The organism is Nocardia sp. NPDC058058, from assembly GCF_042885355.1.
Classification (GTDB): Bacteria; Actinomycetota; Actinomycetes; order Mycobacteriales; family Mycobacteriaceae; genus Nocardia.
The window spans coordinates 293,265-311,511 of record NZ_JBHVSA010000003.1; the positions used below are offsets into that span (position 1 = coordinate 293,265).

Consider the following 18,247-nt stretch of genomic DNA (forward strand, 5'->3'; position numbering starts at 1 on the left):
GCACCCCTGCGCGTCGGCGTCGGCGGCCCGAACCCTCTTGTATCCCAATAGCTTCCACGGAGGTTGTGCAATGCGCCTGACCGACTACCTGGACAAGGGCGCGTCCCTGGGTCCATCGGCGCGGTGTCTCACCGCGAACGGGGAGAGCCGCACCTATCAAGAGGTGCAACAGCTTTCGTGGCAGGTCGCGCGTGCGCTGCACCTGTCCGGGGTGCGCCCCGGCGATAAGGTCGCGATCCTGTCGGCCAACGACATCACGGCCTTCACTTGCGTTTTCGGTATCGCACGCGCGGGTGCGGTGTGGTGCCCGATCAATCCCCGCAACGAGGCCGCCGAAAACCGGGATCTGCTGGAGCTTTTCGACTGCACGTACCTGATCTTCCAGCAGTCGTTCGCGCCGCTGGTGAAGGAGATTCTGCCGCAGCTGCCCGGGGTGACCACGGCGATCTGCCTGGACGGCGCGGTCGAGGGTGCCATCGGCTTCGTCGAATGGATCGGGAAGATCGCGCCGACACCGTGGCAGGCCGAGCCGATCGACGATCTGGTCATGCTGGTCGGCACGGGCGGAACCACTGGACGCCCCAAGGGAGTTCGGCTCACCGGCCACAGCATCGAGACCATGACGGCGCTCACCTTGATGAGCTACCCGTTCGATGAGCGGCCCCGCTATCTCGCGCTGGCCCCGCTCACGCACGCCGCCGGGGTGCTGTGTTTTCCGATCCTCGCGCTCGGCGGAGAGATCGTCATCCTGCCCGCACCGGATCTCGGTGACTATCTGCGCCGGATCGAACAGCACCGCATCACGCACTCGTTCCTGCCGCCGACGCTCATCTATATGCTGCTCGATCACCCCGCGTTGTCGAGCACCGATCTTTCGTCGCTGCAATGCCTTTGGTACGGCGCGGCCCCCATGTCGACCACCCGGCTGACCGAAGCGCTCGAACGAATCGGTCCCGTCATGGGCCAGCTATTCGGGCAATCCGAAGCCCCCATGATGGTCTCCACCCTCTCCCCCGCCGATCACTTCCACCGCGACGGCACCGTCGCCATCGAACGCCTGGCCTCCGCGGGCCGCCCCACTCCCCTGACCCAGGTGGCCATCATGGATGACTCGGGCAACCTGCTCCCCACCGGCGAGCGCGGCGAAATCGTGGTCAAAGGCCCGCTGGTCATGGCCGGCTATCACAACAACCCCGAAGCGACCGCCGACGCCTCCCGCTTCGGCTGGCACCACACCGGCGATATCGGCTACCTCGACGCCGACAACTACCTCTACGTCGTCGACCGTGCCAAAGACATGATCATCACCGGCGGCTTCAACGTCTACTCCGCCGAAGTGGAGCAGGCCCTGCTGAGCCACCCGGCGGTGCAGGATTGCGCCGTCATCGGCCTGCCCGACGACAAATGGGGCGAACGCGTCACCGCGGTCGTCCAACTACACGCGGGTCACACCGCGAACCCCGACGACCTCCGCACCCACGCCCGAACCCTGCTCGGCGGAGTGAAATCTCCTAAGCAGGTGGAGATTTGGCCCGACCTACCCCGATCCAAGATCGGGAAGGTCCTCAAACCTGATATCCGAAGTCGTTTGCGCGCAACTTGATTGGTTCCTAAGGGTTCGCGTCGTCGGCATGACTCGGGTTCGACTCAGCCCAGTCACGGAACGCGGCGACGAACTCCTCGGGTGCGTCGGACTCCACATAGGTTCCAGCGCCCTCGACGATGACGGTGGTGTGGTCGGGGAAAGTCGCTTCCAGCCGCTCGCGCTCCTGGGGACGGAAGGCGATGTCCGCATCACCCCAGATGATCAGTGTCGGCAGGTGAGCGAGGTCCGGCAGACCGGCTTCGACCTCGGCGAAGAAATCCCGGCTGGCAAGGACTCGGTTTGGAAAGACAGCCGAGGCATGCCGCCGATCCGGGGTGTCCATGGCCCGGAGATAGTGGTTCATCTCGGCCGCGCTCGGCTTGCGCCGGCGATGGCCGGTGGGGATGAACGCTTTCACGACGAGATTGAATTGCCGAGCCAGAAAGCGTCCCGCGAGTCCGCCGACGGCGCGGGAGAATCCCTCGAAGTGCAGGCTGCCATTGACCGGCCAGGCCCAGGTGTTGGCCAGCACCAGGCGATTGAAGACGCCCGGCCGCCGTTCCGCGACCGCCAGGCCGATCATGCCGCCCCAGTCCTGTCCGACCAGGGTGATGTCCTCGAGACCGAGTGTGTCGACAAAACCGGCGACGATATCGGCGTGTTCCTCCGGGTAATAGCGATAGCCCGGGGCGGCCGTCGACAGCCCGAACCCCGGATAGTCCAGGGCGATGCACCGGTAGTCCGCGCGCAGCGCGCCGATCACATCGCGCCACAGGAACGACCAGGTCGGATTGCCATGCAGCATCAACAGCGTGGGACCCGACCCCTCATCGACGTAATGCACTGTGTGCCCGTCGATTTCGATGAATCTGCTCTCGAATGGAAATAGCGCGTCGTCGACCCAATCCGGCCGCACGCTCGTGGTGGCATCGCTCATCGTGACCCCCTGTTGGACTTCGATATCCGATATGCTTGAGACTCTCACGTGCACTTGAGATTCTCAAGCGAATGAAGGAAATGATGCGTAGTTACGGCCAGTACTGCGGGCTAGCTCGGTCCCTCGAGGTCGTCGGCGACCGCTGGAACCTGCTCATCGTCCGCCAACTGCTCATCGCCCCCGCCCGCTACCGCGACCTGCTCGAGGGCCTGCCCGGCATCGCGACCAATATGCTCGCCGATCGGCTCCGCGACCTCGAGACCGCAGGCGTACTCGAACGGCGACTGACGGGCGAGGGCTGCGCGGTCGAATACGCCCTGACCCCTTGGGGTTCGGAGCTACGCCAGCCGATCGAGGGCCTCATCCGCTGGTCCACCCCGCTGATGATCCGCGGCCCCGAGGCCGACGCCTTCCGCCCCGAATGGCTAGCGCTCGCCGTCCCCGCCCTGCTCGACACCCGCGTCACGACTCGCCCTTCGGCGACCATCGGCCTCGAAATCGGCGACGCCCCTTTCCAACTGCGCGCCTCGAGCTCCGGCTTCGAGATCGGCGCGCAGGACGGCAGCGCACTCGACGCCACCGTCCGCGCCGACCCCGCGTACATCCTCGGCCTCGCCGCCGGTGCACTCACTCTCGGCGACGCGCGCGCTCTCGGGGTGGTCGAGGTCGACGGTGACGAATCCGTGGTTCTCGCGGTCTTTGCCGCCTGAGCCCGGTGGCAGGGCGAGGAAGTGTTGGTCGCACAGGCTCTCGGGCCGATGATTTTTGCCCTGCCCCGTCGTCGTAACTCCGGATACCGACTGACAGGAGTGCGGCATGGCGGGATCGTTTCAATCGGGTATGACGTCGATACAAGCCAACGACGTGGATCTCGGAATCGAGAGCTTCGGCCGCGTCGACGATCCGCTTGTACTGCTGGTCGGCGGCACAACAATGCTGTCCTGGCCCGACGCGCTGTGCGAGCGGCTCGCGGCAGGCGGACGACGCGTGGTCCGCTACGACCTACGCGACTCCGGTGCCTCGACAACCCTCGACCCGGAGAATCCATGCTATGACCTGCGGGATCTGGCGGCCGACGCCACAGCGCTCGTTGCGACTCTCGGTGCCGAAACCGCGCATATCGGTGGCATCGGCGTCGGCGGAATGGTCGCTCAGGTTGCCGCGCTCGACCACCCGGATGTGTTTGCCGCGCTGACCCTCATCGGCACCCGCCCGATCGCACCGGGTCCGGTCGATGCGGACCTACCTGACCACGACCCCGCGGTCATAGGCGCGGTGTTCTCGCGCGCCCTGCCGGACTGGGCCAACCGCGATGCCGTCGCAGCCTTCGCCGCCGAGGGTGCCAAGGCAATGGGCAACGATCCCGATCAGGCGCGAGCGACCGCCGCCCGAATCTGGGACCGGACGCCATCGACCGATCCCGCGGTGCAGCAGGCGAACCAACTCGGCATGGTCTTCTCCCGCATCAACTGCGCCCCGCGCTGGCGTGAACGGCTCGGCGACATCGCCATCCCCACGCTCGTGGTGCACGGGCGCATCGACCCGTTCTTCCCGCTCGGCAATGCCGAGGCCCTGGCGGCCGAAATTCCCGCGGCAAAGCTGCACGTCGTCGACAACATGGGAACCGCCCTGCCGCATAGCGCATCCGGCGCGGTCGCGGCGGCAATGCTCATCCTGTGACGATGTGTTCAGGTCCTCATCCCACCGGCTGATTCCGAGTCAGGGCGTACTCGATGTCTTGGGCGAGGAGATAGTGATTCACCGCGATGGCGGACCGCGATCCGGCTGCGGCGGCACCGATCAATTGCGCCGGAGAATCGACTACGTTTCCGGCCGCCCAGACTCCTGCCACGTTCGTGAGGCCCGTCGGATCGACAGTGACCCAACCGTTCTCGCCGAGATCGCAGCCCAGATCCTTCAGCAGTTCGTGCCGCGGGAGGAAGGTTGGGCCGACGAATACTGTCCGGCGTGGCACCGATCGGCCATCGATCAGGTCGACGGCGTGAACTCGACCCGCCCGTACGGCTATCCGCGCGACGGGTTCAGTGTCGATGCGAATATCGCGGGCCAGCAGCGCATGTCTCTCCTGCGTGGTGAGTTCGATGCCGTTCGGGAAGAAGATCACATCGTCGGACCACTGGCGAACAAGGGCCGCCTGATGGAGCGTGAACGGCCTGTTCTCCCCGCCGATTACGGCAATCGGACTGTCACGGACCTCGTAGCCGTGGCAGTACGGGCAGTGCAGCACATCGATGCCCCACTGCTCCCGCACGCCCGCGATGGACGGTAACTCATCACGCAGGCCCGTCGCTACCAGCACAACGCGGGCCGTCAGGACCAAATCCGTTGTGTGTATGACGAACCCGCCGTCGGACCGTTCGATGGACGTCACCAGTCCGGACAGGAAGTGTCCGCCATAACCGACCATCTCGGCTCGGCCCGCCGCGAGCAACTGTCGGGGTTCGACGCCATCTCGCGATAGGAAGCCATGCGTATGCCCGGCGGGAGCATTACGCGGTTCACCGCCGTCGACGACAACCACGGTGCGGCGGGCGCGCGCCAAAACCGTTGCCGCGCTGAGCCCGGCTGCCCCGCCACCGATTACCACGACATCGACCCGCATACCCATCCCCTCCGGTGCCACGACTACTATCGAACCTAACGGATTGTTCACCAGTTAACAAAAAGGAGGTGGTGGTCGTGACGACACTGCGCGAACGCACGATCGAGCGCTGGCGCGAGCACAATCCGGCGCTCGACACCTCTCCGATGCAACTCGTCAGCCAGCTGAAACGCATTTCCGGCCTGCTCGACCGCGCCGTCGAGCCCATCTACGCCGAAGCGGATATCACCTCATCAGAGATGGAATTACTTGTGCCTCTTCGATATTCAACCGAATCGATCACAGCAATCCGCCTCGCGGAACACCTCGGCATGTCACGCGCCGGAGTGAGCAAGACCCTCACCAAGCTCGAGCAGAAGGGCCTCATTGCCCGCACGCCGAATCCCGACGATCGACGCTCGGCCCTGGTGCACCTGACAGACACCGGCATCGCGGTGACCGATGAGGTCTTTCCGCACGAACTCCGCTGCCATGCAGCACTACTCGCTGAACTCGGCCGCAACCGGGCCCGTATCCTCCAGGCACTCGAGGACCTGGCCGACGCTCTCGAAACCCGACACCTGTAGATCCAGATCAAGATCTCGTCGTACGGATCGTGTCAGGAAACGACTGGGCCGCGTCAAGGGTTCGTCAATTGGGGCGTTATGCCTGATGGAGAGGCCTATCGTCCAGTTTCTGACCGGTTTGGATTCCGGCGGCGAGGAGACGATTCAGATGATTGGCGACCGTGACGATCAGGGGATGCTGGCCGAGTTGATGGCACAGCGCCACGCCGTGGAGATCCTCGATCTGGTGTCCGAGTCGGGGTGCGGCACAGCGTTGCTGGTGAGAATGGTGGGCGGATCGCATAGTGAATTGGTGTCCGCGCTGCGTGTGATCGCGGGGTATGGGTTGCTCGCCACCGACGACCCGGAGGAGTGGGCCGATCCGGTAGCGATTCCCGGATCGATTCGACTTTCGGACAAGGGTGAGGTGGTCGCCGAGGCGTTGTCACCTTCGCGGACGCACCGCACCCCGCATGTCCGGAGCTGGCGATCCGGGCGTGATCTGATGCTGCGTGGATTCGCCCGTCACGCAACGGGATCGCCGACCGCGCCCGTTCCGGGGTGACCGCCGTCGACAGTTAATGCAAGCAACGTCGCGAGTCACACCGAGGGCATGATGAAACCGATCGCTCCCCACATCGACCTGTCCGCATTCCAGGTGCGCTGGTCTCCGCAGGACGCCGCGTTCGTCGCGCATTCCGCGCGATATCCCGGATTGACCTACGCCGACGAGTGGTCCTCACTCGCGGCGGTCGACGGCCTCATCGACACGATCGAGCAGACCCGCACCCTCGGATAGCGGGTGTGGTTCACACCTGGCTCTTTATGTTGCCGGGATCGACGAGGTCGTAGTACGGCGTGATGTACTCCATGTGGGTGCTGACGATGTCCCACACGGGGATTGGTGCCGCGCGGACGGTCATCCAGCAGGAAGTCGGTCACGCCGCCGGGATGGCGGCCCCAGTCGAGGTTGTCGATGTCGGTGAAGTCATATCGATACCTCAGCGCCGGATTTACGCAACTGTTCGAGCCGCGTCGACTCGGTCCACGATGACGGGTCCATGCGGGTTGTCCGGCTCATAGAATTCCACGAACGGCCGAGTCCCGGGGCTCAGCGTCCACATTGGAATTGGCGTGAAATTTCCGGTCAGCCAGTCTACGAGGTAGCTGGTCACAGTCCCGGCGTAGAAGCCCCTTTGAATTTGATCCGCGTCGGTGAACACCAGGGTCCACTTGTCCGGATCCGGGTCATGCGCATCCCACAGGCAGTAGTTGCCGCCGAATGACGCACCCCATTGGATGAGCGTGGACGGGTCGACCGAGACACCGGCGGGTATCTGCCCGGGTGGATCACCGATGTCGTCGGCCGCCAGATTCTCCCGTGAGGCGAAGGTGACTTCGGCCAGATCCACATACTCGTTGGAACTCGGCCGAAACAGACACAGCCGATCGCAAAAGCTCACATCTCCGTATGCCTCGAAGAAGAGCTTGAAGTCCTCAGGAATCGTGGCGACACCGAGCCCCCGCTCGACGGTCGTCCAGTCGAAACTGCGGCCGTACCCGGATGGTGGGGGCAACAGTACTTTCAGATCGTCGAGCGCGGTCATCGTTTCCTTTGGCGGACAGCGCTCCCAGGGGCACTGAGGAGTGTGGCGAGGACGGCTAACAGGCGATGGGCTGAATTCATTACAGCAGAACGCATTTGATCCCTCTATGAACGAAATGCCGCTCGAAGCAGATCACGCTCGCTGATGCGGGGACAAGGCTGAGCACAGCCGAACGGCTGTGTGATGGAACACTTTTCGATGCAGCGCAGGATCTGCGGGTTGCGTCGCGAAAGGCTCGGTTCGAATGCTACTTTTCGTCGACAGGTGTGGGGGCACCGTGGATGCGCTCGCGCCATTGGGCTGTGGCGCAGCCGATTTCGGTGGTTGGGGGTTCGGCGTAGAGCCATTCTCGGGCTATGCGGTGCCAGTTGTTGGTGGATTCGAGTTGGCCGAGGGCGGCGAAGGTGAAGAGGTCGGCTCGGCGGGAGAAGACGTGTTCGGGTGGGAGGAGTTGTTTGCGCATGCCTTGGAATTCGGCGGAGCGGGGGTTTACGGCGAGGATTACCGCGCCGGTGGCGAGTTCGGGGGTGATGGTGATTTCTTCGTCCAGCAGGTGCCAGCCGGTGGCGGCCCAGACGTAGTCGAGGCATTCCTGGGGGGTGACGCCGGCGCGGGGGTCGATGATGCCGCGCTCGACCCATTGGCGGTGGATGTCCTCGCCGCGGTGTTCGGCGGCGGCTTGCAGGGCGGTGCGCTCGAAGCCGACGTGCAGCGGGTCCATGCGGTGGTAGAGGCCGAAGTCCACGAAGGTTACGCGGCCGTCGGCGGCGAGCAGGATATTGCCGGGGTGCGGGTCGCCGCAGAACTCGTAATCGGTGAAAAGCGAGGTGATGTAGAAGCGGTAGATGAGTTCGCCGATATGGTCGCGGTCGGCGTCGGGCAGCGTTCGCATATGGTCGAACGGTCGGCCCTCGACGAATTCGGTGACCAGCACGTGGTGTCCGCAGAATTCCTCGATGCTGTCGGGAACGGCGATGTAGGGGTGGTCGCGGTAGCGGGCGGCTACCCGATGCTGGGTGCGGGCTTCGCGCGGATAGTCGAGTTCGGCACTGATATTGCTGGCTATCTCGTCCAGTACGCCCGCGTCGGCGGCGCTGGGTAGCGCGGATTTCCATAGCTTGCTGAAGAATTCGAGATTGCGCAGGTCGGCGGCGACGGCTTCGTCCACGCCGGGATATTTCACCTTCACCGCGACATCGCGACCGTCATGCAGTCGCGCGCGATAGACCTGGCCGATCGAGGCCGCCGCCACGGGCGTCTCGTCGAAATCGGCGAACACTCGCGACAGTGGCCCGAGGTCGTCCTCGATAACCTTCCGCATCGCCGGAAATGACACCACGGGAGCCCGGTCCCGCAATTCGGCGAGTTTGACCCGGAACAGTTCGCGATGCGATTCGGGCACCAGGCCGACATCGAGCACGGACAGCATCTGCCCGATCTTCATCGCCCCGCCCTTCATCCCGCCCAGAATGGTCACCAGCTGTTGCGCGGCCTGCAATGCGGAACGTTCGGCGAGAATCGCGCGCGCTTCCTCGGGCTGGCCGATCATCGCCAGGCGGGTGCCGGCGCCCCGGAGGGCCTGTCCGGCGGCCAGGCGACCCATCCGGCTTCCCCTGGTCAGCCGTCCCTTGGGTACCCGACCTGACGCCATGCGCACCTCCATGGGCCTGCGCGCGGGGGTGCATGCCATCAGCCCTGTGGCGCAATAACTTACAGCATCTCGAAACGATCTTCGAGAGCCGGAAAATGAGCAATACTCATCCTTACTGAAAAGTAGGGAGGGAGGTCGAGATGCCGCCCAAGAATGCAGGTCAGCGCCGCCGTCCGGCTCAGCAGCGTTCGAGAGAGACCAGGGAACACATCCTGGACACCGCCGCGCGATTGTTCGGCGAGCGCGGTATCAATGACACCTCGACGAATCGCATCGCCGCCGAGGCCGAGGTGAGCATCGGCACCGTCTACCGCTATTTCGCCGACCGCTCGGTCATGGTGGACGAATTGCTCGGCCGACTGCTCGAACGCATCGAGCGCAGGTTCACCGAATGGCTGTCGGGCTTCCCGCAGAACTCGATCGCCGCACAACCGGATTTCACCCGGGCGGCCGTGGTCATCGAAATCCTGGAGGTGTTCACCGAGGAGCTGGTCACCAACGCGAAACTGGTGCGCGCATTGGTCGGCGGCGTGCAGTTCTACAGCAGCGGCATACCCGAATTCGAGCCCCGTCTGCGGCTACTGGTGAAGGTGCTGCTGATTCAGATCCTGGGCCCCGGCAACGACCGCAAATACGATGTGATGGCCTTCGTCTTCGTCAATACCGGGTTCGCGGGCGTACTGCGCGCCTCGGCGCTCGAGGTCGACAGCACCGAACGCACCGAGATCGTCACCATGACCGGCAAGATGATGGCCGCGTGGATCGAGGCCGAAATGGCAGCGGATCAATTACCGCCTGGCACGCCGAGACCCGCCGCCAGTACCGGCCAGGACCGCACCAGAGCGTCTTTCCAATAACCCCACGAATGCGTGCCCGTCGGCTGGAAATCGAAGGTGGCGGGAATCGCGAGACTATCGAGCCGCGCCTGGAGATTGTGCGTGCACCAGTTCACCGCCGCCTCGAGCACGCCGCCGATCACCAGTTGATTCACGAATCCTCGTGGCCCACTTTGCATGTACTGACCGTTGTAGATGTCGTACATCCCGGGCACCCCGGTACCGGTGGAGACGAATAGCGCGGTTCCGCGCAACTGATCCGCGTGCACGTACGGATCGTTCGCCGCCCACATCGGATCATCGTCCGGCCCATACATATTCATCGTATCGCCGCCGCCCCAGCCCTCGACCGCGGTCTTCACGAACTGTCTGCCGATGGGATCGCTGATCTGCGCGCACCCGCTATAGGCCGCGACCGCGCGGTACAGCCCGGGTGCCGCGATCGGCAACTGCAAGACCGATGTACCCGAAGTCGACAGTCCGGCAAGGGCATTCACACCATTGGTATGGAACTGCGCGTCGATCAGCGGTGGCAACTCGGCGGTCAGGAACGTCTTCCATTTGTACACACCGAGTTTCGGATCGGGTGCGCGCCAGTCGGTGTAGTAACTCCACCGGCCCCCGATCGGCTGCACCACATTGACGTTCTTGTCCGCCAGAAATCCCAGCACATCGGTATTGCGCTGCCAGGTGGCGCTGTCCTGACCGCCACCCCCGCCATTGAGCAGGTACAGCGTCGGCGAAGACACCGAAGTATCTGGCGGCCGTTGCACATTCACCATGATGTCGGTGTTCATTGCCGCCGAGTGCACCCGCAATTGCACGGTGCGCCCATCGAGCGCCCACGAGCCTGTGATCGCGGCAGCCCCCTCGGGAGCCGCCGTCGCGGGCCCAGGAACAAGCATCGCGAGCAGGACCGTACCGGCGGCGAACACACTGCGGCACAGCAGATTCAGGGATCGAACAGACATCTGCGCTAACTCCTCGGAATGGAAAATGACGCGAGGCCCACCGGGGTCAGGGAGCCCCCGGCGGGCCTCGCGCGCAGGCTGCGGAGCTCCGGCGAGAGCACGCACGGGTCCAGCGGCACTCGGCGAAGTGCGGGCCTGCGAGGTGTACCGGACGCCGTCAGGGTGCGTGGACGGCCCGGTACACGTGTGTGGATCGGCTACAGCGAGCCGCCGCCGCCGACCAGCGGCGGGTTGAAGGTGCACTGCAATGGGACGCTGTGCGCCGGGTCCAGTGCCCGCAGCGCGATCGAGAGCGCGCGCGGGGAGTACATCATCGTCAGGTGGTCGGACAGGTCCTGGTCACAGCCGTCCTGCAGCACGATGTTGTCCACGTGCGCCCCGGGGACCGCTTTGAGGAAGGTCAGCTCGAAGGGGTTGGTGACCTCGTCATAGCGGGTGCCGACGATGGTGTAGTCGATGCCCAGGATGGTGTCGCCGTTCGCGTTGAGCTTGTTCACGAAATCCGAGCCGATGGTCTGCTGAATTCCCGCGTGGCCCACGAAGATTTCGACCAGGCCCAGTACATCGATGCCCGCGTTGTTCACCATGCGGCCGAGCGCGCCGATGCCGTCGAGCGAGGTGCCGTGATGGGTCGCCCCGAAGGTGACCAGGTGTTGCACCTTGGGACCGCCGCCCTCGAACTTGGTGTACCAGTTCGCCATTGCCCCGCCCTGCGAGTGCGCGACGATATCGACCTTCGGCGCGCCCGTCGCCGCGAGGACGCGATCCACGAAGGCGGCCAACTGTTTCGCCGAATCCTGGATATAGCCGGTGCCCATCACGCCCGGCAGTACCGAACCCAAACCGCCGCCCTCGATCAGGTTGGAGCGGCCGTAGTTGAAGGTGAAGGTGCAGTAGCCCGCGTCCTTGATCGGCTGGCCCATATAGGCGTAACCGTTGTAGGCGTTCATCCAGGTGCCATGGATGAGCAGCACCGGGCGCGGATGTTCGGCCGTCGGCTTGCAGTTCCAGTCGTTGGCCCCGGCCGGGGTGGCGTCGGGGTGGGCGAGCCCGTAGCCGAACGCGGCCAGCCACGAGGTCATTGTCGGCCCGTAAGTCGTTGTGTCGGAGGAGTATCCACCCGACGAGCCGGAGCTGGAACCGGAGCCGCCGTAGCAATCACCCGATCCGTTGCCCGATCCGGCACCGCTGCCGGAGTTGCAGGAGGACCCCGAGCCCCCGCTGCCGGAATCGGCGATCGGTCCGCCTTTGAGGCCCGCGTTGATGTAATCGGCGAGTTGCTGTTCGGTGGGTGCGGGACCGGGGGCCGCGGTGGCGGTCGTCCCGGCGAATCCGACCGCGAGCAGTGAAACCCCGGACAGAATCGCCGACCGTAATGCCCGTGGGCGGGTACTTCGTCTCATTGTGTGCCTTCCTCCGGCCCGATGTGCTTCGAGTTCGGTTGCCGCACAACGGTTGGCGGCATCGAAACCGGGATCAAACTAGGCCGGGGAACGTGCCTGCCAGAAGAGACCGCGACGGGATTTGGGTGGGTCACCAAATCGGTGGATCTGATTCATGAAGCACAACAGCGTATTTCCGACAGCGCGATTGGCATCGATTCACCTGTGCCCGAGCATGATTCGACAGCCCCTCACAATTGCGAACGGGCACGGTGGTGATTCTTCCAGTTATGGCAATCAATTCCGGACTTTCGTCCCCGCCTGACGAATCATCGAGAAACGCCCGGCGGTTCCACCGGGTATTCCCCGCATGGCATTTCTGGAGTTCCCGTGCGCCACTTCGTATTCGCTCCCCTGTCCCGCCGCGCCCGCCGTGTGGCCGCGACCGCGGTACTCGCCACCGGCATCGCCGCCGCCTGCGTGACGCCCGCCCGGGCCGAGTTCCCGCCCGCGCTGGGTCCGGATTCGGCCATCGTCATCCTGGGATTCGGGCTGCTGCCCGACGGCACCATGCGCCCGGAATTGATCGACCGATTGCGGGCGGGCTACGTGGAAGCACTGGTGTCCACGGCCTCGCCGATCATCGTGACCGGCGGAAATCCGCAGGCCGGGGTCACCGAGGCGCAGGCCATGGCCGAATGGCTGATCGCGCGCGGCATGCCGCGCGAGCGCGTGCATCTGGAGCAGGCCGCGCGCTCGACCGTCGAGAACGCCGAATTCTCCGCCGAGGTCATGGGCGCGCTCGGCAGTCGCGACGCGGTCCTGATCACCTCGGGCTATCACCTGCCCCGCGCGGTGGCCTCCTTCGGCGCGGCGGGGGTTACGGTCAGCGGCACGTACACGCCGGATGAATTACTCGAACTGGTAAGAGTTTTCGGCCCTAGCGTTGATCGTTGAATGTTCGGGCGATCAGCGCCGAACGCAGTTGCCACAGTCCGGAATTCGCGGCCGGATCGAATCCGGTGAGCTGGCGAACGCGTTTGATCCGATAGTCGACGGTATTGGTGTGGATATGCATCAGATGCGCCGTCCGCTGCCGGTTGAGATTATTGCTGATATGACAGCGCAGGGTCTGCAACAGTTCGGGATGATCATCCAGCGGATCCAATAGCGCGCCAAGGGTTTCACGCCCCGGCCCCGGCCTGGTGAGCTGATATTCCAGCGCCATATCGGTGAATCGGTACAACCGCGCCACACTGTGCAGCCGCTTGACCATATCGAGCAACTCGTGTGCGCGATCGGCCGCGGACGGCACATCATCGGGCGCACTGGTCACCACCGTGGCCATGACCGGCACGTGCGCGGCCGTCGAGAGCCGCGCGAGCAGTTCGTCGAGTTCGCCGTCGGCCATCGCGGTGGTCGGAATCAGCACCGTGCCGCCGTCCACGCTCAACAGCGCCAGCGCTGTTCCGGCGCAACGTGTTGCCAGCTCGGCCTGGAGTCGCCGCAGTTTGCGCCGCGCCACCACCTCACCATCGAGCATGGGATGCAGTTCATCGGGGTGACGCGGAATATCAAGCGCCAGAACGGAATACTCTGTCGCGAGTTCGATGCCGCATTCGCGCGCCATGGTCGAGGTCGAATGTCCGCCCAGCAGCGCCGAAGTCAAGGTGTGCACGGCATTGTGGTGTTCGCTGACCACCGCCTTGTGCTCGCGCACGTACGCGTGCGCGACGGTGACGCTGATGGCGTCGAGCATCTCGATCACCCGCTTCGCGCCGTCCATCAGATTGGTGTGGTCCTGCGCGGAGGAGTTCGCGGAGATGAGATCCATCCCGTACTTGAAGCCCTCGTGAATGGAGTGCAGGATGCTGTCGATCGGCACGCCCTCGCGCGCCCAGCCCCCGGCCGCCTCGGCCAGCCGCCCGATCTTGGCGGGCATGTCCTGTCCGTCCAGCATTCCGACGGCCATCTCCAGGCATACCCGGGTCACCGAGGTGACATCACCGGAGAGGAAGTCTCCCGGCATGGTGCCGCAGGGCGCGACCTTGTCGACGAAAAGCCCCACCAGCTGTTCCGATACCGTCCGCACGTCCGCGAGTGGATTGGACATTGGTCTGCCCGACACGGTCAGGCCCGTTCTGAGTGCTCCCTCGGTGGTCATCGTTGACTCCTTCCGTTGTGGTCTACCGCACGTCAACGGTGGAGTTCGAACTCTAAAGTGGTCGAGGGCTCACTTTCTACTCTCGTTCACGGCGCATACCGTGTGATCGCCAATCAGGTCCTCTACCAGCATCTGAGTAGCAAACAGGCGTGCACGGCAGCATGGTGATCGCGAACTTTCGACATCAATGCTCACCTTTTTCGCGATAGCGCGGCGCAACCAGCCCGGTGGCTGGACCGTGGCCCGATGGAAAGATTTGGGAGAGTTCGTCAGTAACGCCCCATCCGCGCTGGTATTCACCACAAACCTGTTCCGCCTGCCGCCCGCGGCCGAATTGCGCTGTTACCGTTGATATTCGGAATCCGCCGTCGCATTCCATCTTCCGAGTGCGCGGCCGTCCCGATCATCATGGACACCTGGTAGAACGGCCCGCGAAATTGGTTACCGAAATCTTCGATACGACAGTGGATTTGCCGGCCGCACCGGAATCGGTCCGGGAGCTGCTGGTCGATCCGCAGCTGTATCCGAGGGTGTTCGCCGGAGTCGGCGCGTGCGAACAACTCGAGACCCTGCTCGACGGCCTGACCTGGTTGATCCGCATCGGCACCCCCGCCACCGGGGTGAGCTCCCGCCGCGCCACCTTTCGCCCCGACCGGCGCGGCGGGATGCAATTGCGCTGCCTGGAGACCGGCGCGCTGGTGAATGTGCGAGTGCGCAAGCGGGATGAGCACACCCGGCTGACCGTCACGTTCTTCGGGGCCGGGCAGCTTCACCCCGCGGTGGCCGCACTGTCCAATACCGAGGTCATCGCCTGGGTCGAGGCGGGACTGCACCGGGTGGCGGAATTGCTCTCGGGTGCGGACACTTCCGTCGTGGTCAATGGCGAGGATCGACCGTTGCGGCGGCGGGCGCAGGTGGCCGGGCAGATCGTGTCGACGGGCGTGGTGCGGCCGCTACGACCGGTCCGGTCGCTCAAACAGATCGGCGGCCTCGCGAAGTGGGGGTTCAATCTGGCGGGCGGGTACGCGGCCGCGGCGGCCTACGCACCCGACCGGATCGCGGTGATCGACGATCGTGGCTCACGGACCTTCCGGGAGATGCACCGGCGCAGCCGGGCCTTGGCGGGCGCGATGTCCGACCTCGGGCTCGGTCCGGGGGATGCGATCGGCCTGCTCTCGCGCAATCACGCCGAGATGGTCGAAACCATGGTCGCCGCAGGCAAACTCGGTGTGGATGTGTTCCTGCTCAATGCCGGGCTCTCGGCTCGGACCATCGAGGATATCGTGCAGCGGCACCGGCTCACCTCGCTGTTCGCCGATCAGGAATTGGTGCCGTTGATCGACTATCTGCATCCCGATATCCATCGCTATCTCACCGACGTACCAGAGCAGCACGACTCGGTGGACGGTTTGATTGCGCAGGCCGACAGCGGCTTTCGCGCCTCCTCGCGCCGTGGCCGACTGATCGTGCTCACCTCGGGAACCAGCGGCACGCCCAAGGGCGCGCGCCGCCCGCATCCGCGCGGGTTCGCCACCATTGCCGCACTGCTGTCCCGAATCCCGTTGCGCATGAACGAGACCATGGTCATCCCCGCGCCGCTGTTCCACACCTGGGGTCTGGCGGCTTTGCAGCTCAGCACCGCGCTGCGCGCAACGGTGGTGCTGCCCAGTCGATTCGATGCGCAGGACTGCCTGCGCCTGATCGCCGAGCATCGTGCCAGCACCCTCATTGTGGTGCCGACCATGGTGCAGCGCATCCTCGATCTACCTCTCGAGGTGCGCAAACGGTACGACCTGTCGAGCCTGCGGGTGGTCGCCAGTTGCGGTGCGCCCCTTGCAGGTACGACGGTGCTGCGTTTCATGGACGCGTTCGGTGACATTCTCTACAACACCTACGGTTCCACCGAGGTCTCCTGGGCCACCATCGCGACCCCCTCGGACCTTCGGGTCTCCCCCACCACCGCCGGGCAGCCACCGCTGGGCACGCGGGTCGCCGTGCTGAATCAAGACCGGCACGCCGTTCCGATCGGCGCTATCGGCCGCATTTACGTCGGCAACCACATGCTCTTCGACGGCTATGTGAACTGCCCGCCGCCGGATGAGGCTCGGGGACTGCTCGACACCGGCGATCTCGGCTACCTCGATGTCGCGGGCCGCCTGTTCATCGCGGGTCGCGACGACGAGATGATCATCTCCGGTGGCGAGAACGTCTTCCCGCGCCCCGTCGAGGAAGCCCTGTCCCACCTCCCGCAAATCAGCGAGGTGGCCGTCGTGGGCGTCCCCGACCAGGAATTCGGCCAGCGGTTGGCCGCCTACATCGTCAAACGCGAAGGCTCCGACCTGGATCCGCACATGATCCGCACCTATATCCGCCATCGCCTGAGCCGCTTCAGCGTGCCGCGCGACATCGTCTTCCTGCCCTCCCTGCCCCGGGGCGAGACAGGCAAGGTCGTCAAGCGCCTGCTGACCGGCGGCCTGGCCGATAACCTCGCGCCATCGCCCTACTGAGCGCCCGTGCCGAGGTGCGCGAGGACGGCTTCCACTGCGCGCGAGGCACTTTCGGCAGCGGCCTCCATGGTCGAGGGCAGTTCGGTGCGGGTCCAGTCCCCGGCCAGGAAGAGGCCGGGGATCGAGGTGCGCTGGGGCAGGCGCAGGTCTTCGAAACCCGGCTGGGCGGAGAAAGTGGCGCGGGGCTGGTGGATGACGTGGGTGCGCAGCACCTCCGCGTCGATGGAATCGGGGTAGTGCTTGTGCAGCGATTGCAGTGCGCGGGAGACGAATTCGGCGTTCTTCAGGTGCAAGACCTCGTAGGAGGCGCTGACCGCGAGGGCATAGCAGTGGCCGTCGGCGGTGTCGCCGTGCATGCCACCGGTGTCGAACACCCACTCGATGGTGGTGTCGCGCAGGTTTTCCGCGAGCCGTCGCATGCGCAGCGGGCGGTCCAGCCAGACGTAGACGCTGGAGATCGGAGCGGCGTCGATCTTGCGGACCGGAGCGAATTCGTCGAAGCGGCCGAGGTTTCCGTTGTCGATCAGCGTGGTCAGCGACCAGGGCGGAACCGCGAGAACAACCGCGTCGGCGCGGATGCTCCGGCCGTCGGAGAGTTGTACGCCGGTGGCGCAATCGCCGTCGAGTACGACGTCGGAAACGCCCGTCCCGGTGCGAATTTCGGCATGTCGATCACCAAGGAAGCGTTCGGCCGGGGCGACGAACAGCTCGTGCAGGCTCACTTTCGGCCAGACCGCGTCTCCCGCACGGGGATTCCCCGCCAATGCGCGGCCGGTCAGAAAGTGCAGCGCCTGCGCGAAGGTGTAGGCGGACACTCGCTCCGGCTTCTCATTGAGCAGTCCGATCACGAATTGATCCAGCACCAGAGCACGCAACGACCGTGGCGCACCGATGCGGTGGAACCAGCGATCCACCGTGACCGAATCCAACTCCGCCCGTGGCTTGCGCGCCGCAGCCGCCAATGCCAGCCAGGTCCGCACCGCCGCGGGCCGATCGCGCAGCGGAATCGGCGGCCAGGCCAGCCAGGCCAACCCCAGTACTCGATGTGTGCGGCGTGGCAGCCACTTCGGCGATCGCATGGTCAATAGCCGATCCGGACCCGTCCGCACCGCGAAAGGCGGTGCATCCCAAAGCAATCGATCTCGCGTCCCGATCGTCCCGGTGTATCTCAGCAACGCGTCATAGCACCCCGCGAACAGATGCGGCCCATTGTCGACCAACCCCTGCACACCCGCGACCTCGAACGACATGGTGCGCCCACCGAGCCGACCACGCTTCTCCACCAACGTAATTCGGAATCCGCGCTCGGCAAGCCACACCGATGTGGCGAGCCCCGCCAGTCCCCCACCCACCACGACGATATGCGCCGCCTGGTCCGCGGGCCGTTCCGAACGCCGGTGATACGCCATGGTCGCCTCCAGTCCGATCCGCGACTAAGT

At 65.0% G+C, this 18,247-nt stretch carries 17 protein-coding genes; 9 read left to right on the forward strand and 8 right to left on the reverse strand.

Annotation, left to right across the window (positions count from 1 at the left end):
* The first annotated feature begins 70 nt into the window (after window positions 1-70).
* Window positions 71-1,603, forward strand: a complete 1,533-nt coding sequence (locus ACFVUS_RS25010; protein ID WP_387771042.1) for a long-chain fatty acid--CoA ligase — start codon at window positions 71-73, stop codon at window positions 1,601-1,603.
* A 7-nt stretch (window positions 1,604-1,610) separates the two neighbouring features.
* On the opposite strand, the gene ACFVUS_RS25015 is transcribed toward ACFVUS_RS25010, so the two are convergent.
* Window positions 1,611-2,522, reverse strand: coding sequence for an alpha/beta fold hydrolase (locus ACFVUS_RS25015; protein WP_387771045.1), 912 nt, complete (start codon window positions 2,520-2,522; stop codon window positions 1,611-1,613).
* Window positions 2,523-2,602: 80 nt separating this feature from the next.
* Here ACFVUS_RS25015 and ACFVUS_RS25020 point away from each other — a divergent pair, with 80 nt between their 5' ends.
* The gene (locus tag ACFVUS_RS25020; RefSeq protein ID WP_387774672.1) at window positions 2,603-3,232 is read left to right on the forward strand and encodes a winged helix-turn-helix transcriptional regulator; all 630 of its coding nucleotides are present in this window, start codon (window positions 2,603-2,605) and stop codon (window positions 3,230-3,232) included.
* A 106-nt stretch (window positions 3,233-3,338) separates the two neighbouring features.
* Window positions 3,339-4,202: an alpha/beta fold hydrolase gene (locus tag ACFVUS_RS25025; RefSeq protein WP_387771048.1), complete on the forward strand. Its 864-nt coding sequence runs from the start codon at window positions 3,339-3,341 to the stop codon at window positions 4,200-4,202.
* A 16-nt stretch (window positions 4,203-4,218) separates the two neighbouring features.
* Here the strand turns inward: ACFVUS_RS25025 and ACFVUS_RS25030 are convergent, their stop codons facing one another.
* Entirely contained in the window at window positions 4,219-5,145 is a 927-nt protein-coding gene (locus ACFVUS_RS25030) for an NAD(P)/FAD-dependent oxidoreductase (protein ID WP_387771051.1), read from the reverse strand.
* A gap of 77 nt (window positions 5,146-5,222) precedes the next feature.
* Here ACFVUS_RS25030 and ACFVUS_RS25035 point away from each other — a divergent pair, with 77 nt between their 5' ends.
* From ACFVUS_RS25035 to ACFVUS_RS25045, 3 genes are all read left to right on the forward strand, one after another.
* The gene (locus ACFVUS_RS25035) at window positions 5,223-5,711 is read left to right on the forward strand and encodes a MarR family winged helix-turn-helix transcriptional regulator (protein ID WP_387771054.1); all 489 of its coding nucleotides are present in this window, start codon (window positions 5,223-5,225) and stop codon (window positions 5,709-5,711) included.
* A gap of 148 nt (window positions 5,712-5,859) precedes the next feature.
* On the forward strand, window positions 5,860-6,255 hold the full coding sequence (locus ACFVUS_RS25040) for a hypothetical protein (protein WP_387771057.1): 396 nt from the start codon (window positions 5,860-5,862) through the stop codon (window positions 6,253-6,255).
* Between the two features lie 48 nt (window positions 6,256-6,303).
* Window positions 6,304-6,489, forward strand: coding sequence for a hypothetical protein (locus tag ACFVUS_RS25045; RefSeq protein WP_387771060.1), 186 nt, complete (start codon window positions 6,304-6,306; stop codon window positions 6,487-6,489).
* A 214-nt stretch (window positions 6,490-6,703) separates the two neighbouring features.
* Here the strand turns inward: ACFVUS_RS25045 and ACFVUS_RS25050 are convergent, their stop codons facing one another.
* Both ACFVUS_RS25050 and ACFVUS_RS25055 read right to left on the reverse strand, forming a co-directional pair.
* The gene (locus tag ACFVUS_RS25050; protein ID WP_387771063.1) at window positions 6,704-7,297 is read right to left on the reverse strand and encodes a hypothetical protein; all 594 of its coding nucleotides are present in this window, start codon (window positions 7,295-7,297) and stop codon (window positions 6,704-6,706) included.
* Between the two features lie 247 nt (window positions 7,298-7,544).
* Window positions 7,545-8,948 (reverse strand): ABC1 kinase family protein, encoded by a 1,404-nt coding sequence (locus ACFVUS_RS25055; RefSeq protein ID WP_387771066.1) that lies wholly within the window; start codon window positions 8,946-8,948, stop codon window positions 7,545-7,547.
* Between the two features lie 140 nt (window positions 8,949-9,088).
* Between ACFVUS_RS25055 and ACFVUS_RS25060 the strand changes: the two genes are divergently transcribed.
* A complete protein-coding gene (locus tag ACFVUS_RS25060) occupies window positions 9,089-9,805 on the forward strand; it encodes a TetR/AcrR family transcriptional regulator (RefSeq protein ID WP_387771069.1) in 717 nt (238 codons plus the stop codon).
* Here the strand turns inward: ACFVUS_RS25060 and ACFVUS_RS25065 are convergent.
* A complete protein-coding gene (locus ACFVUS_RS25065; protein ID WP_387771072.1) occupies window positions 9,733-10,755 on the reverse strand; it encodes an alpha/beta hydrolase in 1,023 nt (340 codons plus the stop codon). The genes ACFVUS_RS25060 and ACFVUS_RS25065 overlap by 73 nt on opposite strands.
* A 197-nt stretch (window positions 10,756-10,952) precedes the next feature.
* Window positions 10,953-12,158, reverse strand: coding sequence for an esterase/lipase family protein (locus tag ACFVUS_RS25070; protein ID WP_387771075.1), 1,206 nt, complete (start codon window positions 12,156-12,158; stop codon window positions 10,953-10,955).
* Window positions 12,159-12,527: 369 nt separating this feature from the next.
* Between ACFVUS_RS25070 and ACFVUS_RS25075 the strand changes: the two genes are divergently transcribed.
* On the forward strand, window positions 12,528-13,094 hold the full coding sequence (locus ACFVUS_RS25075) for a YdcF family protein (protein WP_387771078.1): 567 nt from the start codon (window positions 12,528-12,530) through the stop codon (window positions 13,092-13,094).
* Here ACFVUS_RS25075 and ACFVUS_RS25080 read toward each other — a convergent pair.
* Entirely contained in the window at window positions 13,078-14,301 is a 1,224-nt protein-coding gene (locus tag ACFVUS_RS25080; protein WP_387771081.1) for a PucR family transcriptional regulator, read from the reverse strand. The genes ACFVUS_RS25075 and ACFVUS_RS25080 overlap by 17 nt on opposite strands.
* Window positions 14,302-14,771: 470 nt before the next feature.
* Between ACFVUS_RS25080 and ACFVUS_RS25085 the strand changes: the two genes are divergently transcribed.
* Window positions 14,772-16,808 (forward strand): AMP-binding protein, encoded by a 2,037-nt coding sequence (locus tag ACFVUS_RS25085; RefSeq protein ID WP_387774675.1) that lies wholly within the window; start codon window positions 14,772-14,774, stop codon window positions 16,806-16,808.
* On the opposite strand, the gene hpnE is transcribed toward ACFVUS_RS25085, so the two are convergent.
* Window positions 16,802-18,217 carry a hydroxysqualene dehydroxylase HpnE gene (hpnE, locus tag ACFVUS_RS25090; protein ID WP_387771084.1) on the reverse strand — a complete coding sequence of 472 codons (1,416 nt, stop codon included), beginning with the start codon at window positions 18,215-18,217 and terminating at the stop codon, window positions 16,802-16,804. The two genes, ACFVUS_RS25085 and hpnE, sit on opposite strands and share 7 nt — an antisense overlap.
* Window positions 18,218-18,247 lie beyond the last annotated feature (30 nt).